This is a genomic window from Shewanella sp. YQ_9 (genome assembly GCF_043103185.1).
In the GTDB taxonomy this organism is placed as follows: domain Bacteria; phylum Pseudomonadota; class Gammaproteobacteria; order Enterobacterales; family Shewanellaceae; genus Shewanella; species Shewanella algae.
Genome location: NZ_JBICJO010000077.1, coordinates 26,177 through 42,916 on the forward strand (window position 1 = coordinate 26,177; position 16,740 = coordinate 42,916).

The following is a 16,740-nucleotide window of genomic DNA, read 5'->3' on the forward strand; positions in this document are numbered from 1 at the left end:
ATTAACAATATTATCAAGGCATAACAAAACCATGTGTGAGGATATTCATGAAAAGAATAATGTTATTGGCCGGTACTGCATTTCTGTATACCGGCATGGTATCTGCTGCGGGTCTGGCCGAGCACCATATCAAACAGGCCGGGGCCGATTGTCAGTCCTGCCACAGTCAGCCCATAGAGGTAAAAGACAATGAGGCTCGGGAAAACCAGGCTTGTATCAGTTGCCACGGCTCGCTGCAGGAGTTGGCTCAGCAGGCAAAACAACCGCTTTCGCCCCACCACAGTCATCTTATTGACCTGTCCTGCACCAGTTGCCACTCGGGCCACAAGGAGCCTGTGATGGTCTGCCAGACCTGCCATGACAGCTTCAAGAGCAGTTTTCATATCCCCTTCTCCGCGAGCGATAAGGTAGCGGATACCTATGTCTTCCCCGAAGTATCTCAGCAAGCCATAGACAAGGCGCTGGCCGCAGGTCCGGTGGAACGGCATGAGCTTCTGGTCATTGGCGCCGGCGCCGCCGGACACGCCGCCGCCGTATCGGCCCGCCAGCACGGTATCAAGGATGTGGTATTACTTGAGAAACAACCTTACATAGGTGGCAATGGCATGCTGGCCGCCGGTGGCATGGCTTCGGCAGAGACTCTGACCCAAGCGTTTCGTGGTTATCAGGACAGCAAGGCGCTCTGGTATCAGGACACAATGAAGGGTGGCCACCAGCTCAATAATCCGGATTTGGTGCATACCCTGGTCAACAACGGCAGTGCCGGTATCGATTGGTTGATGGCCTTGGGCGCAGATATGACTTCCGCGGCCAGTGCCGGTGGCCACAGTGCCGAACGTCTGCACCGGCCCAGCGGCGGTGCCAAGTCCGGCCCGGAAATCATCAATACCCTGAAAAGGGCGGCCGAAAAACTCGGGGTTGAAACCCGCACCAACAGCAAGGTGATACGCTTGGTTGAAGACAAGCAAGGCAGAGTCACCGGAGTATTGGTGCAAGGCAAGCACACTGGAGTGCATCTATTGGCGGCCAAGGCCGTGGTGATCGCCTCCGGCGGCTTTGCCCGCAACAATGCCTTGGTCGCCAAATACAGACCGGATCTCAAGGGCGTGGACTCTACCAATAACCCGGGCAATGTCGGCGATGCACTCACCTTTGCCACCGCCATTGGCGTGGATACTGTGGATGTCGACCAAATCCAGGCCTTCCCCACAGCAGCGGCCGGTAAAATGGTTATTTCAGGCACAGCACGCGGCGCCGGTGCCATATTGCTGAACCGCGATGGTGCCAGATTCTGTGACGAGATGGGCCCCAGGGACAAAGTCTCCGAGTGCATCTGGGCTCAACCCGGAAAAGACGCCTGGCTGGTATTTGATGAAACCGTGTTTGAACGTCTGGGGCAACTGCGGGGCATGCTGGAGCTGGGTATCATCTACAAAGCCGCCGATGCCAAAGAGCTGGCCGCCAAAACCCAAATGAATGCCGAAACGGCGGCAGCCGCCGTCAAACGCTATAACAGTTTTCAGGCCAGTGGCAAGGACAGCGATTTTGGCCGCAAGAATATGGCCGACGATCTGCATTTTCCGCTCTATGCCGTGCAGGTTAAGCCTGCGGTTCACCACACTATGGGTGGCCTTAAAATCGCCACTGACACCCGGGCATTGAATAAAGACGGCAAGCCTATTGCCGGCCTTTATGCCGCCGGTGAAGTAACAGGTGGCGTCCACGGTGCCAATCGCCTGGCGGGTAATGCGATAGCCGATACCATAGTATTTGGTCGCATAGCCGGTGAAAATGTCGCCGAATTTATCAAACAAACAGCAACCGATAACCAGTAATCTGTATCGCCCCTTGGGAAGATGGGAATAAGTCCTCGTGGCCTTCTCTTTTGTAGAGAGTGGCTTGCACAGCAGTTGGCGTTCAAGGCATCTGACTGAAGGCATGCCGGGGCCTGTCGAAGTCGGATAACGCAGAAAGCTGGTTGCTGTGAAAGCCCCGAAGGGCGTGGCTTACAGGCCTGCCTGCTGTGTTGTGCTTCTTACAAAGGACTAAGGCCATTTGCTGCGAACCACGCCTTGCATCCAGGCCTGTAAGCCGACGCAGAGCACGCATGGGACTTGTTCTCACCTTCCCTTATATGCGCAAGGGGCGTTGTTTAAGCCATATTTCCAGCAGCCCCAGTTAGAATATGGCGCAGGAAAGCCTTATTGGTTCACATTTATTAAATATCCTCAGTTAAAACCCCTCGGCTTGCACTATTCTTGTTAAACAAATGTACTAGATTGTCCCGGTCGCAATGGCCGCTGGGTAGATTTATGTCTATATATTTATGGGATACGTCAACATTATCAGAGGATAAACAATGAAGTTCAGCCATAAGATTGTCGCCGCCTCCTCTGCATTGCTTTTGGTAACAGTTGCACTGCTTTCCACCAAGCAATACTTTGCGGTACAGGAACAGATGCAGGCTCAGGTAGGAGCCAGCGTGACCGAAATCATGGATGGACTCAAAAACACGGTTTCTTCTGAGCTGGACTCGCGCAAGAAACTGGCCGCTTATTCAACCAGTATGTTGGAAACCGATCTTTCGCCCGCACATATCCGCGATGTGATCACCCGTCCAGTAATAAAAAACAGCTTCCTTCTGGTCGGCTTCGGTTATGAAAGCGATGGCTCGAACATCAACAACAATCCCGCCTGGGATCCCGGAGCCGGTTGGGACCCCAGGGTGCGCCCCTGGTACAAGGACGCCAAACAAGCCGACGCTTTAATTATCACAGCGCCCTATGCCGACTCGGCGTCAGGGGAAATCCTGGTTTCCATCGCCACTCCGGTCAAAGACAGCGGCCGTTTTATCGGCGCCATTTTTTATGATGTCAGCCTGGTCGGCTTGGCCGAGTTGGTCAATCAAGTCAAACTCTTCAATGCTGGCTATGTGTTTATCGTCTCGGGCGATGGCACCACCATAGCCCACCCCAAGTCAGAGCTGAACGGCAAACCCATGAGCAACTTCCTGCCCAAGGTGTCGTTAAGTGAAGATCCGCAGCAGGTAATGCTGGACGGTAAACCTTATACCCTGGATTTTGCCAAGGTCAGTGGTGAGAACTGGTACGTCGGCGCCCTACTGGATGAAGATATCGCCTATGCCGCCGTCAGCGAACTGCGCAACAGCTCTGTCCTGTACGCCATTATCGCCGTCATAGTCAGCATCACACTGCTGCTGATGCTGATCAAGACCCTGATGCGGCCTCTGGAAACCCTTAATAAAGCGATTCAAGATGTCGCCTCGGGCGAAGGGGATCTGACCCAGAGACTGGATACGGACACTGACGCCGAATTCTCGGCTCTGGCATCTGGATTCAACAGCTTTACCGCCAGTCTGCAACAGCTCATCACCCAGTCAAAGGCCATAGGGCAGCAGATATTGCAGAGTTCTGAAATGACCTCGGCCGAGCTGCAGCAATCCACTGATGCCATGAAATCCCAGTTGCATGAGCTGGAACAGTTGGCCACCGCCATGCACGAAATGGCCACCACCTCGTCGGATGTTGCCCGTAATGCCCAGGGCGCCGCCACCGCAGCCAAAGACGCCGATAGCGCCACCAGTGTCGGCACTCAGGTGGTCAGCGCCACCACAGATGCAATCAATGCCCTGTCAGAGCGGATTGATATGGCAGTGCAAGAGGTCAAAGAGCTGGAAACCGCCACCAGCAATATCGCGACGATTCTGAGTGTTATCAATGATATTGCCGATCAAACCAATCTGCTTGCACTCAACGCCGCCATTGAGGCCGCCAGAGCCGGTGATTCGGGCCGAGGTTTTGCCGTGGTGGCTGATGAAGTGCGCACTCTGGCACAGCGCACCCAGGAATCCACCACAGAAATTCGCGCCATGATAGAGCAGTTGCAGGCCGGATCCCGCGCCGTGGCCGACGTGATGAATCAGAGTAAGGATACCACCCAGGAAGCCGTTACCAAGGCAGAAGGTGCCAATGAGGCGCTGAACCGTATCCGCGATGCCATTCAGCAGATCACCGATATGAATCTGCAAATCGCCTCGGCCGCCGAAGAGCAGAGCCTGGTGGCCGAAGAGATCAATAACAACACGGTCAGGATCAAGGATCTGTCGGTGCAGGTATCGGATTCGGCGACACAGGCCAACTCAGCCATGCATACCCAAACCGAACAGGTACGGCAGCAGGACGCCATACTCAACAAGTTTATTGTCTGAAACCGCCAGTGCGCCCAGGTAACAAGCCCGGGCGCACCGTATCCACAGCTACCGGAGAGTCGATATGAAAGGCAAACTCCTGATATTGAGCGCCTGTCTGCTGCCGCTGCTGGCGAATGCCGAAGACAGCAGCCAAGAGCAACGCATCAAGGCATTGGAACAAAGAGTCATGGAACTGGAGCAGCTACTGCAAGCCCAGCTGCAACAATCCGGCACTCACTCGCCAATGATGGCCCAAGACACAAGCCAAACCTCAGCATCGTCGCAACAAGCCAGCAAGCCTGAGCCTGCCGCCAGTCAAACGATGCAGGATAAGTCTCCCTCTATGACCTCCTCCCTTGGCGCCAGCCAATTCACTCTGTACGGCTCGCTGCGCCCAACATTGGAATACAGGGATCGCGGCAAAGATCAGTGGGACATAGGCGATGCACTGTCGCGAATTGGAGTCAAGGCAGAAACCGAATTTCTTCCCGGCTGGCGCGCTCTGGCGCAAGGGGAATGGAAAATCCGTATCGATGATAATGGCCGCTTCGGTGAGGCGAGACTGGCGTTTGCCGGAGTCGACTCGCCATACGGCAAACTGACTCTGGGGCGGCAACGCCCGGTGCAATATACCCTGGTGGCGGAATACACTGACATTTTCAACAATGCCAACAGCCCCTTTGGCTACAATCAGGAAAGCCCCTTCTTTGTCGACAACGCTTTAATTTATCAAGTTAACATTGAGCTTTTCACCCTGATGGCTTCGGCAGTATTTGATGACAGCGAATACAATAGCGGCGCCGATATCATCAACCTGGGGGCGGGATTCGATTGGCAGCAGTTGCATCTGGGGCTGACCTGGCTGGCCCAGGATAAATATGCCGGCGATATCAAGCAGGGTGACGAGCAGGTGTGGGGCGCGGTAGCAGCCTATACCTGGCACAACGGCATCTATGCCGCCGCCAGTTACCAACGCAAGGAGTATGACTTTGTCAGTGCTAACAATCGAGATGGCGATACCTTTGATGGCGCGCTGGCACTGCCGCTTGGCAAGGACTACAAACTCAAGCTGGGTTACTTCTGGTTCAAAGATGGCATAGAAGATTTCAGCAGCCTGGACTATGACGGTTACAACCTGACACTGGAATGGCAGCCGCTGAATAATGTACGTTTGCACCTTGAATATCTGGCGCAAAACTATGACAACCGAGAGGATGAGTCGATAGTGGCTGCCGGTATCCGCTACGACTTCGATCTCAATTGGCGTCTTCCTTAGGGAAGGAGCCAATAAGTCCTCGTGGCCTTCTCTTTTGTAGAGAGTGGCTTACACAACAATTGGTGTTCAAGGCTGCTGACTGAAGGCATGCCGGGGCCTGTCGAAGTCAATCTGTATCAATCGTGATGATTAGCCCGGTAAATAACCGCTTTCAATGAACCCTGGCAATAAAAATCCCCGCTGATGCAACCTGCGGGGATTTTTATCTGCTTAGTCAGCAGTTTTTGGCAGCTGGCCCAAGTGAGAACCCGGACTCAGGTTTGGCTTTGGATCTAGCTTTGGCTTTTGTTTAGCTCAGCCTCAGCGCTTGCGCCGCAACAAGCCAAGAGACAATAGCGCCAGCAGACTCCAGCCGAGCGAACCACCCGAGTCTGACTCCTCCAGCGGCGGCTCTGGAGGGCTCACAGGGTCAACCCCGTCGGACTCCACCTTCAGCATAAAGCTGGTGCTGGCGGCATCGCCACTGTTGAGGCTATCACGCACAGTTACCGTGACCTGGGTTTCACCGTGAAAATCTGCCTCGGGGATCAGGTTGAAGCTGTCACCGTCAATCTCGGCGCTGATGTGTTCACCACTGACCTCCAACAGATTCGGCACCTTATCGGCATCGATATAGGTCACGGCAATACCGTCTATACGGCCATTTTCGGCAACACTCATGTCACTGAGTGGCGCCAGCTGGATATTGCCTTTAACCGCAATCTGATGGCTCAAAGTGCCCGGCTCGCCGCCTTCGAGATCGTAATTAAGCGTCATGGCAAGCGCCTTCCCGGTAGCCCCGGGTTGAATCGCCGCCTTGAAGCTCAGCTCGACCCGGCTCTGCTCAGGCCCGGTGTAATCAAAGCAGATCACCAGATCGTCCTTAAGCAAGGTATCCAGGTTATCGAAGCCCAGCATCTCATAAAGATAGCCATTCTTCGGCCCCGCGCCGCTGGACCAGGTACTGTCAAAGCCTTCGACAAACACAGCCCCGTCGGCCACATCGGCCCCCAGGTTCTGGTAGGCATAGATGATCTCGTACATGCCGGGATGATCGTCGATACCACTGCGCAGTATGGTCTGGAAGTCAAACTCCTGGCCTGTCTGGCGGTCGGTAACATTATCAAACTCGAGGAACAACAAGTCCCCCAAATCCGGACGCTCTTCCTTGTACTGAGTGGCTATGGTCAAGCCCCAAGGCTCTTCCCAATGGCGGCGGTACTTCATCTCAAAACTGCCACGCCAGAAGGGGGCCAGCGCCTCGTAGAGGAAACCAGGGCCGCGGTGCGCGCCCATATACCAGTAGGCAGTGTTAAACTGCAACGCGCCCACAGTATGCATCCGCATATAACCGGCATTGGCCTGGTTGTACACCTTGAACTCGGCGCCCTCTTTATAGAACAGCCAATCGATAGGCACATCGACACTGGCTTGAGAGTCGCCGGCCAACCAGTCGGCGTTGGGCTGCATGCCAAACTCGCCGAAGAGATCTATGTAGCCACCGGTGGAGTACTCATCAATCATAGGCGTGCGACACATGGCATCGTTGAGGTTGGTACTGACCTTGTATTGCCGCTCCACCAATCGAGTGCTGGGCTGCTGGCCTGTCAGCGTCAGGCCGCTTTCATCGGCAACAATCGCTTCGGCAACCGCAGGATTATTGCTCTTGATGGTCGCCGGTGCCAAACGCATGCCTTCGGGTAACTTGAGCTGCAACTCATAGTTACGATCGCGGGATTCCAGGTTGGCCGCCAGTTTAACGGTAACATCCACCACATCTTCGCTCAGCGCCTTGTCCTGACTGACTGACCAGCTTACGGCATCCTCGCCGCGGCGGATATTGAGGGCACTGAAACCGAAAGAACCTTCAGCGCCGGGGCCGGCACCGAGATCCATACCGCCATAGAAGACATCCCCTTGCTTGGCATCGGGAATATTCCAGTTGAGGGTCAACTGATAGTCACCATTGCCATCATGCGACGCCGGACCATCCAGGCTCAACATACCGAAATCGTCATCGGCCATGATCACCGCATGGCCGGTCACAGCTTCCACTTCCCCCTTGCCATAGGCCATGGCGGTGGCAAACCAATAGGTACCGGGGGCCGGGTTTTCCAGACTACAGAGGTTGTGCTCGGCTTGGCTGGAAGAGAAACACACCAGCTCGGCATCGTATTCTGCCTTGAGCGCCCTGTCATCCTGCTCCATCTCCTCTTGCGAAGGGATAAAGCCGTTATTGCCGTTGGCATCCCGCCCCAGGATCACAAAGGGGAACACCCCTGAATAACGGGGGTTCATCTCCTCAAGCGTGCTGGTGCGCTTGGCGCTCTGCACTTCCACCACCAAACGCTTGGCGCCTTCGGGAACCGTGACGGTTTGAATATCCCAGCCCTTCTCTATGTATTCCAGATCAAGGAATGGCGCCACGGCTTCCAGAGTGGCAGTTTTTAGCTCAGGCTGCACCGGGCCGTAGAAACGAGGCGTCAGTTGAGCATAGGCCGAGGTATTCATCTTCAGGGTTTCACTGCCCTGAGCCCGGCTGATCTCCAGGTCCATGGATACCGGCATCTGATCAGCCTTACTGGCCACGACTACCGGCATATGCAACTCAGGGGAAGTGCCTGACGCTTCAGTGAGTCTGAGCTCACCGTTGAAGAAGGCGTCCTTGTTTTGTACCTGCTGCCAAGGCGCTCCCGGCTCACCCGGATTGACGTTGGACTCAATCAACGGCGGCACTTTGGCCTTGATCACCAGAGTCTGACTTTCGCCCTTGGCCAGGGTAAAGTTCTCGGGAGAAACACTGAGCTCAAAGCCCTGCTCCTTACCCAAAGCCTCGGCACTCCAACTGCCGTCGCGGGTGGCAGTAACTGTGCGCATCCAGCTGCAACTTTGCTCACAGGCCATTTCCACCATGGAAGGCAAGTTGAGCCAATTGACTATCCCGCCGTTCTCCGGATTGGCATTGCGGTAATTTTCTATGGTCTCATCCATCACCAAGCCGGTATCGGCCGCACGGGCAACATTGATGGCACCGGCGCCGGCCATAAAGTGATAGAAAGGCTCCAGCAACTCATAACCTGTATTGAGATACACAGGCCCGGCTGTCATCATCAGCGCCGACTGCACTTCGGCAGGGGTCCACTCGGGATGCAGCTGCATCAGCAGTGTCATGGCACCTGTCACATGAGGCGCCGCCATTGAGGTGCCGCTCATAAAGGTCCAGTCGGAGGCATCCGGCGCGCCGGTAAAGGGTTGATCATCGGCGTTGGCAGCGTAAATCTGTACCCCGGGAGCGCTGAGATCCGGCACCAGGGTGTTGTTGGTGCGGCTCGGGCCCATTGAGCTGAAAGGCGCCAGGTTATTGGCCAGGGCATCATCAAACAGATACTCGTTGCTGAAGTCCGAGATAGTCGCTATGGCCGTGCCGGGATCACTGTATCTAACCCAGTTTTTCAGCTTGTATCGGTCGCTCTGCTTGACCTGGATCCCAGGGATCACAAAGCTGTCGGCCACCAGATTGTCGACCTGATAGTTCACGTTTTGCAGAATAAAACCACCGGCGCCGCCGGCCGCCACATTCTTGGCCTTATCCACTCTGGGAATGTCACCGCGCTCACAGATGACTATCTGGTCATCGCGGAAGGTTCCGGCGGGGAAAGGTACGTTACAGGAGGCGGCGTTGAAATCATCGCTGGGGTCAGGGTCGGCATAGTTTTCAGCCAGCACCACTTCGCCGGTAATGCCGCCGGAGAAGCTCTTGCCCACAATAGGCTCGGACGGGCGATAGCGTTCGTTACCGCCGAAATTGTCGATATGCTTGTTACCGGCTTCCAGCACCCTGTCGTGGGTGGTGGCGCCAACTGTCGTCACCCAGGGAGAGCTGTGATCCGCACTCCAATAAGCACCGGCATTACCGGCGGCGACAGCCACAGAAATTCCCGCCTCACGGGCGGCCAGAAACGCCAACTCCATAGGGTCGGCCCAGGGCAAAGATTCGGCGCCACCGATGGAGAAGTTTATCGCATCTACCCCGTCGGCAATGGCATCTTCAAAGGCGGCCAGAATCGCCGACTCGGGACAACCGGCATAGGGATCACCACCGTTGCCGGGCCAACACACCTGGTAAGAGATGATATGCGCCCGCGGCGCTACACCGCTGGTAGCCGGGAAGTTAAAGGGCACATTGACCCCATCACTGGTGGCATCACCGGTTGCAGCCTGCAAAGGCGTATTGTCCAGATGGTTACCAGCTACTGTGCTGGCAGTGTGGGAGCCATGGCCGTTATAGTCCTCACCATTGGCCGGGCGCAACATGACAGGTGTGCCCCAGGGGTTGGCCTGAAATTCCGGCGCCCCGTAAACATCTGTGATCTCGGGGTAGGAATGTACCCCCACCAGTTTGTTGTTACACAACTCAGGGCTGTCGATACAATCACCGGTAAACTTGTTGCTGCCGAGCGGGTTCAAACGCACATAGTCTTGATCCTCGGCAAAGGCCGGGTGATCTGTGTTAACCCCGGTATCTATGATCCCGACCAGCATACCTTCACCCTTGGCGGCCAGGCCTGTACTCGGGTCCTGGCCGAGCCAGATCCGATCGGCGCCGATAAACTCAGGCCCTCTGTCGGTACGCAGTTGGAAAATGCGGTTGGGGGTTATCCGCTTGACGCCGCTCTGGCGGGCAAGAATTTTGGCATCTTCCTGAGTCATCTCCACCACCATGGCATTACTGGCAATGGTGAAGCGCTGTTTCAACTGCAGATTGGCACCGGCCTGACGGGCGCGATTTACGAAACTGTCCTGACGCTTTTCCAGGAAACGGCTGTAAGCCCTGGCATCAGTCGTATTGACACTGACCCGACCTTTGGCGATCAGCGAGCGATTTTTCGGTGCCTTGGTGGCCGCCAGCCCGGAAATACTGCCGTCGTAGGTTGCCAGAGGTTCTTCGTTAAGCTGCACTATATAGCTCTGAACGCCGCTGACAGATGGATCCGGCTGAAATATCTGTTCCGGCGTCCGCTGGCGCAATACCTGGTTGAGCACACCCGGCTGACCGGCATAGATGTCGCCTTCAAGGCTCGCCTTACGAGCCTTGTCTGCCGCCAACACCTGTTCTTTGGTAAAACTCGGCTGATAGAAATTGCCTTTGCCCACGGGTTGCATCTGAACCTGGGCGGTGGCGCTCATCATGCCCCCGAAATAGAGCGCGGTCAGACTGGCCAACGCCGTCTGCCGGAACCGCGTTCCAAGTTGATTATTTGTTATAGTCATAGGTCCTCTTTAAGACTCTTGCTTTCAATTACGCAGAAAATCTGCCCTCCAGATATAACAAACAAAAACAAACAATTTCGTAGCATTTGGTAACGTTGCAATTACATGCGGATTTATGGGATGCTGACGACACCTGCAGCTTTCTTTCAGCACTTTTGGGTTCCAAGCCTCTGATATGAAGGGTCAAATATGAAACTGACTTGGGTATTTGCTCTGCTGTTTCTGCTACAGCCATGGCTGGCTTGCGCCAACTGTAATCCAGCATCCCCTTCGACTTCTGAACCGGCAGTACCGCTGCATCTGACACTGACCAATGATCCCTGGCCCCCTTTTATTGAGGCCGATGGCAAAGCCGGTTTGGCACTGGAAATAGTTCAGAGCGCGCTGGCGGTTCACTGTTATCGCTTGCAGGTGGAGTTAAAGCCCTGGGCCCGGGCACTGAGGTCGGTAAAGGAGGCCAAAACCGATCTGCTGCTGGCCACCTGGCATACGCCGGAGCGAGAGCAAGTGCTGCTGTTTTCCGAGCCTTATCTGCAAAATCGCCAGCGTTTCATCAAGCGCCGTGGCGATCCCTTTGAATACACAGATCTCGACAGCCTCAAGGGGAAAAGAATCGGCGTGGTACGCGGATACAGCTATCAAACCGGTTTTCGCGCCGCGAGCGATTTTATTCGCGTGCCCAACAACAGTCTGGAGTCCAATCTGAAGATGTTGGCAGTGGGTCGTCTGGATTTGACTTTGGAGGATGAGATTGTCGCCACAGATACATTCTGGCGTCTGCAACAGGAAGATAGCTTCGACTTTACCGGTCCGCCACTGGATATTCGCAACCTGCACCTGAGCACCAGTCGCCTTCATCCCCATGGCGCAGAGTTGATTGCCGAGTTCAATCAAGGGCTGGAGACAATCAAAAAAAACGGCGAGTATGCCAAAATACTCGCCAAATATGGGGCAATTCTACAAGGACGCCAGGCGCCGCCAATACTGCATCTCGATGGCGCCATGGCTAAGCGGGTTAAGGGTACTCTGGCCGAAATGCCTTGTTTCAGTCGAGAGTGGCCAGCATCTCATCCGAGTAATCCTGCAGGCTCTCGCCGCTGCGAACCTTGGCGATATAGTCAGGGTTAGCAATAAAGGGGCGGCCTATGGCGACCAGATCAAAACGCCCGGCAGCAATCGCCTCGGCAGCCGTTTCCGGGCTGTAACCACCCACACCCACCAGATTTCCCTGGTAGTGGCGGCGCATGTAGTCTGATACCCGGCCATCGAGGAAGTCGAAGCGCATGTTGTCGTCAAACATGCCCTCGTGCAGATAGGCCAATCGGCGGGAGCCAAGCTCGGCGAGCAGATAATCAAACACCTGACGGTCACGGGGATCGGCACTCATATTAAAGTATGCCCCGGGTGACAAACGCAGCGCCGTGCGATCTGCACCTATGGCGGCTATGGTGGCATCCACCACTTCCAGGGCAAAGCGGCTCATGTTTTCAGGCGTTTGACCGTACTCATCTTCACGTCGGTTGCTGTCGTAATGCAGGAACTGATCGATGAGATAACCGTTGGCACCGTGGATCTCAACGCCATCGAAACCGGCCTCAATGGCGTTTTCTGCCGCCTTGGCGTAATCACGCACCAGTTCGGCAATCTCGGCCTTGCTGGCCTCCTTTGGGGTTTGGTAGCTCAGCTCGCGCATTCTCGGTACTGTACCTTCAACGCCCACAGCAGATGGTGCCAACACATGCTCACCATTAAAGAAGTGCGGATGCGCGACCCTGCCTGTGTGCCACAGCTGGGCAAAAATCTTACCGCCCTTTTCATGCACGGCATCTGTCACCCGGCGCCAACCGGCAATCTGAGTCTGGGTAAAGATCCCAGGAGTGTTGGGGTAGCCCTGCCCATCCGGGCGAATGATGGTGGCTTCACTGATGATCAGCCCAGCCTCGGCGCGGCGGGCGTAGTAAGCCAACATGGCATCGGTCGGCACCAAATCGGCATCGGCCATACAACGGGTGAGCGGCGCCATCATAAAGCGGTTATTGAGTGTGATGCTGTCATTGAGACGATACTGTTCAAACAAGTTCTGGTACATGGTTCCTGCCCTTGGCGAGTTAACGGCTCAGTCACTGGCATTCGCCTTATTCAGAGCCTGAGGAGCTGAGCCCCTATTTGAATGTTCGTTCAAGATAAAGATTGTTGAATGATCATTCAAGCCTTTTTTGAACAAATATTCAAATTGCAGTAAACTCGGCGCATCACAGTGGGAAATCATCTTATGAGAAACGCCGAATTCGATCGCGAGAAAGTGCTGCGCAGCGCCATGAATGCCTTTATGGCCAAGGGTTACAGCAAGACGAGCATGCAGGATCTGACCCGGGCAACCGGCTTGCATCCGGGGTCTATCTATTGTGCCTTCGACAATAAGCACGGGCTGTTTCTGGCGGCGATTGACCAGTACCATGCCGATCGCGAGCAGCAGTTGCAGGGCTTTTTCCCGGCCGAGGGTTCACGACTCGAGTGCCTGCGGCGTTATCTGGACAACATAGTCAGCGAGTGCCTCAGCTGTGATGCCAGCCAGGCCTGCCTTTTGGTCAAGGCTTTGAGCGAAGTGGGTGAGCAAGATCTGGCTGTACAACAGAGAGTGAGCCAACATCTACAGCAATGGCAAACGGCGTTGCAGCAGATACTGCAGCAGGCCCAGGTGCAAGGTGAACTGGCCGCCGATAAAGATCCGGCGCAACTGACCCGGTTTCTGATGATGGGTATTTATGGCCTGCGCACTTATGCCCATACTCACCCGAGCGCCGATGAACTCAGTGCCCTGGCCACAGAGCTGTATGAGCATCTGAGTCTCTGAGCCAGCCGCAAGCCTGGAGCGCCCAAGGCGCCTACGCACAGCATCACTGGGCCTTGAAGCCTATCCGAAAGCCACCCCAGTGTTTGCCCTTAACATAGATGGGCACAGAGAGATCGTGCATCACCTCACCCGTGTCACGCTTATAGGTCTGCAGCAGCACCGGCTCTGTGTGCTGGCCGCAGCGGATCCCAGTTGGGTCGTTGAACAATCTCTTGGTGCGGTTTTGCAGCATATCCCGCTCCCTATCACCGGTCAGCGGCTGGCAAAAACGCTGATTGTGAGTCGGAAAGTAGCCCTTCTTATCGACCGCTCCGGCGTAAATCACCTCCCGGTGACGCTCCAGTATCGGTTCCTGCAAGGCCGGAAAGTGCTTGTCGGTAAAACCGTCAAAGGCGGTGTTGTATTTGGGTGGCTCTGTCGCCGCTATCGGCCGATATTGCGGCGAAAACAACTGCTGCTCAGTAAACTTGCCTTCCGCCAACCCTTGCTCCAGCGCCTGGCCGCAAGCCTTGGCGGCCTGCTGCGCTTCTTTGAAAATAAGCTGATCGAAACTGCCGGTATCCCAATGCGAAAGCGCCCGGAACATTCCCTCTGTGGTCTGCGACAGCCCAAAGGCCTGACGGGAGATCTGCTCGCTGCGACGACCTGTATCTGTCAGCGACTCGCTGATATGGGTAATGGCATTGGAAATATCCGCCGTAGTGCCGCGATATTCACGCAACGCGGCCTCAATCTGCTCCAACGCCTGCGCCGAGTCCTCGACACCCGAAGCGATACTGTCAAACCTCTGCTCCAGTGAATTCATGGCATCCACGGCGCCGGCCGTTTGGCTAACCACCTGATTCATTAGCTGTGAGGTGCCATCGGTCAGCTCTCTAATCTGGGTCAACATGGCGGCAATGTTTTGGGTAGCCTCTGCGGTCTTGGCCGCCAGACTGCGCACTTCATCGGCCACCACGGCAAAGCCTCTACCCGCCTCTCCGGCCCTGGCGGCTTCAATGGCGGCATTGAGCGCCAACAGATTGGTCTGGGCGGCAACACTGTCAATCACTTCGGTGATTTTGCCTATGGCATCGGCCTGCGCCTTGAGTTGTCCCACGCCGGAGGCGGCCTTGTCGACATCCTGACTCAAGGCTTCAACCGCACGAAAACCACTGGCGGCATACTGGCGCCCTTCCATGCTGACACTGCGGGATGCCTGTGCCTGATTGAGCACCACTTCGGCATGTTCGCTCAAAGCCACGGTGGTATGGCTCAGTTGACTGGCCGCCACGGCAATTTGCCCGGCTTGCTGACCGCTGGAGTCCAGAGTGAACTTGAGTTGGTCAACAAAGTGAGACACTTCGGCAGCGCCGATAGCGATACGGCTTGCATCCCGGCCCAGTTGCTGCGCCGCCTTTTCATCATCTGCGCCCTCACCGGATGTCTGCTTGGCGCCTTGGGCCACAGGGCGGGAAGCCCAGCGCAGCGCCAATACAGGGCCAATAAGCGCAAGACTCCATCCAAGCAGTGAAAGCAATAGATTGTCGGCACTTAAAGCCAGCAGAGCGCAACCCAGCGCCAGCGCGCCGAGCAGCAACCCTGCCAGCATAGGCAAAATACGGTTTTCCTCAGACATGCAGCCTCCCTTCCTATCCTTATTGTTGGTTTGTGCCAAACAAGGGATCCTTGAGTTTTTCAGCATAACCCAAAGCACGGCGCTCTGCCGAATTGGACATAAGTCTATAGTGAGGTAATGAGCTTCTGCGGCGGGAGACGGTAAGCATGATCAGGCGTGGCTTCACACTGCCGGCAGCCCAGCGGGCGGACAGGTGCATTTAGTGCGGGAAAGCTGCTAGAATCTGCCACTCTTTTTCAACGCATTGATGAGACATTGCAAAGATGGGCAGAGCATATCAAAACCGCAAGGAATCCATGGCCAAGACGGCCGCACAGAAGACCAAGGTCTACTCCCGTTACGGTAAAGAGATCTACGTGTGTGCCAAGGGTGGCGGTGTCGATCCCGACGGTAACCTGGCACTGCGGCGCCTGATTGAACGCGCCAAGAAAGATCAGGTACCGGCACACGTTATTGACCGGGCTATCGACAAGGCCAAAGGTGGTGGCGGTGAAGACTATGATACTGCCCGCTATGAAGGTTTCGGCCCGGGTAACTGCATGGTGATTGTTGACTGTCTGACCGACAACGGCAAGCGCACCTTCACCGAGGTTCGTCAGGCCTTTGTGAAGAATGATGCCAAGCTGGGTGGCCCAGGCACTGTGGCCCACATGTTCGATCACCAGGCGGTATTTGTCTTCCCCGGTGAAGATGATGAAGTGGTGCTCGAGGCCCTGATGATGGCAGATGTCGATGTTGCCGATGTCGAGTTGGAAGACGGCATGATCAGTGTCTACGCCCCCAACACCGAATTCTACAAGGCCAAGACGGCATTGCTGGAAGCCTTCCCCGAGGTCAACTTTGAGATGGAAGAGATCACTTTCGTACCACAAAACATGGTGGAAGTGTCCGGTGAAGATGTCGCCCAGTTCGACAAGTTTATTGCCGCACTGGAAGACTGTGATGACGTGCAAAATGTCTATCACAACGCCGAGATCATTGAATAAGACCAAGGCTTTGAAACATAAAAAGGGACCTGATGGTCCCTTTTTATTTCTGCGTAAATGTTAATGCACTTGAATTAACGCAGTTCCATTTCCTGGATGATTTCGTGGGCAATTTCCGGGGTGGTCACCTCGGGTTTTTCATGAAGATCGGCCTTAAGTTGCCCCTTTCTGTGCTTGAGCGCCGCTTCCAGTTTTTTGCCTGCTTCGGCGATGGCCGGATACATGACTTCGTTCTTGCCGGAGGCCGCGACTGCCACCCCCTCGTAATTGGTTCGAATATCAACCTGATGCACGCCATGCTCTTTGGCAATGATGATGTCCAAGCCTAACAGGCTGGGGAAATGCTTGGCGATTTTGGAAAACTTCTCTTCGATATGGCTACGTACTGCTGCTGTGACTTCAACATGATGACCTGAAAGCTGAATTTTCATAGGTTTTCCTTTTTTCTGCTGATTCACTTATAGAGCTTGGGGCTTTCAGCGTAAAACACAAGGGCCAATGTTCAAATAAAGCTCGATCAGTGCCTCATTCTGCTCTTGTATGGTC

General features: G+C 55.1%; 10 protein-coding genes. 6 read left to right on the top strand and 4 right to left on the bottom strand.

Annotated features, from left to right (window positions below):
- Positions 1 to 47: 47 nt before the first annotated feature.
- From ACF8D4_RS21755 to ACF8D4_RS21765, 3 genes are all read left to right on the top strand, one after another.
- Complete coding sequence (locus ACF8D4_RS21755; RefSeq protein WP_345844725.1) at positions 48 to 1,835, top strand: flavocytochrome c; 1,788 nt, start codon at positions 48 to 50, stop codon at positions 1,833 to 1,835.
- Between the two features lie 524 nt (positions 1,836 to 2,359).
- A complete protein-coding gene (locus ACF8D4_RS21760; protein ID WP_044734824.1) occupies positions 2,360 to 4,228 on the top strand; it encodes a methyl-accepting chemotaxis protein in 1,869 nt (622 codons plus the stop codon).
- Between the two features lie 64 nt (positions 4,229 to 4,292).
- The gene (locus tag ACF8D4_RS21765) at positions 4,293 to 5,486 is read left to right on the top strand and encodes a porin (protein ID WP_107353386.1); all 1,194 of its coding nucleotides are present in this window, start codon (positions 4,293 to 4,295) and stop codon (positions 5,484 to 5,486) included.
- Positions 5,487 to 5,786: 300 nt separating this feature from the next.
- On the opposite strand, the gene ACF8D4_RS21770 is transcribed toward ACF8D4_RS21765, so the two are convergent.
- Complete coding sequence (locus ACF8D4_RS21770) at positions 5,787 to 10,736, bottom strand: S8 family serine peptidase (protein ID WP_345844724.1); 4,950 nt, start codon at positions 10,734 to 10,736, stop codon at positions 5,787 to 5,789.
- A 189-nt stretch (positions 10,737 to 10,925) separates the two neighbouring features.
- On the opposite strand from ACF8D4_RS21770, the gene ACF8D4_RS21775 reads away from it, so the two are divergent.
- On the top strand, positions 10,926 to 11,864 hold the full coding sequence (locus ACF8D4_RS21775) for a transporter substrate-binding domain-containing protein (protein WP_335900196.1): 939 nt from the start codon (positions 10,926 to 10,928) through the stop codon (positions 11,862 to 11,864).
- Here ACF8D4_RS21775 and ACF8D4_RS21780 read toward each other — a convergent pair.
- Positions 11,782 to 12,825, bottom strand: a complete 1,044-nt coding sequence (locus ACF8D4_RS21780; protein WP_044734827.1) for an alkene reductase — start codon at positions 12,823 to 12,825, stop codon at positions 11,782 to 11,784. The two genes, ACF8D4_RS21775 and ACF8D4_RS21780, sit on opposite strands and share 83 nt — an antisense overlap.
- 183 nt (positions 12,826 to 13,008) lie before the next feature.
- On the opposite strand from ACF8D4_RS21780, the gene ACF8D4_RS21785 reads away from it, so the two are divergent.
- A complete protein-coding gene (locus ACF8D4_RS21785; protein WP_025010924.1) occupies positions 13,009 to 13,590 on the top strand; it encodes a TetR/AcrR family transcriptional regulator in 582 nt (193 codons plus the stop codon).
- A 43-nt stretch (positions 13,591 to 13,633) separates the two neighbouring features.
- Here ACF8D4_RS21785 and ACF8D4_RS21790 read toward each other — a convergent pair whose 3' ends face one another.
- The gene (locus tag ACF8D4_RS21790) at positions 13,634 to 15,274 is read right to left on the bottom strand and encodes a methyl-accepting chemotaxis protein (protein WP_392466578.1); all 1,641 of its coding nucleotides are present in this window, start codon (positions 15,272 to 15,274) and stop codon (positions 13,634 to 13,636) included.
- A 197-nt stretch (positions 15,275 to 15,471) separates the two neighbouring features.
- Here ACF8D4_RS21790 and ACF8D4_RS21795 point away from each other — a divergent pair, with 197 nt between their 5' ends.
- The gene (locus tag ACF8D4_RS21795) at positions 15,472 to 16,194 is read left to right on the top strand and encodes a YebC/PmpR family DNA-binding transcriptional regulator (RefSeq protein WP_025010927.1); all 723 of its coding nucleotides are present in this window, start codon (positions 15,472 to 15,474) and stop codon (positions 16,192 to 16,194) included.
- Positions 16,195 to 16,268: 74 nt separating this feature from the next.
- Here ACF8D4_RS21795 and hpf read toward each other — a convergent pair whose 3' ends face one another.
- Positions 16,269 to 16,625: a ribosome hibernation-promoting factor, HPF/YfiA family gene (gene hpf, locus ACF8D4_RS21800; protein WP_025010928.1), complete on the bottom strand. Its 357-nt coding sequence runs from the start codon at positions 16,623 to 16,625 to the stop codon at positions 16,269 to 16,271.
- Positions 16,626 to 16,740: the final 115 nt, after the last annotated feature.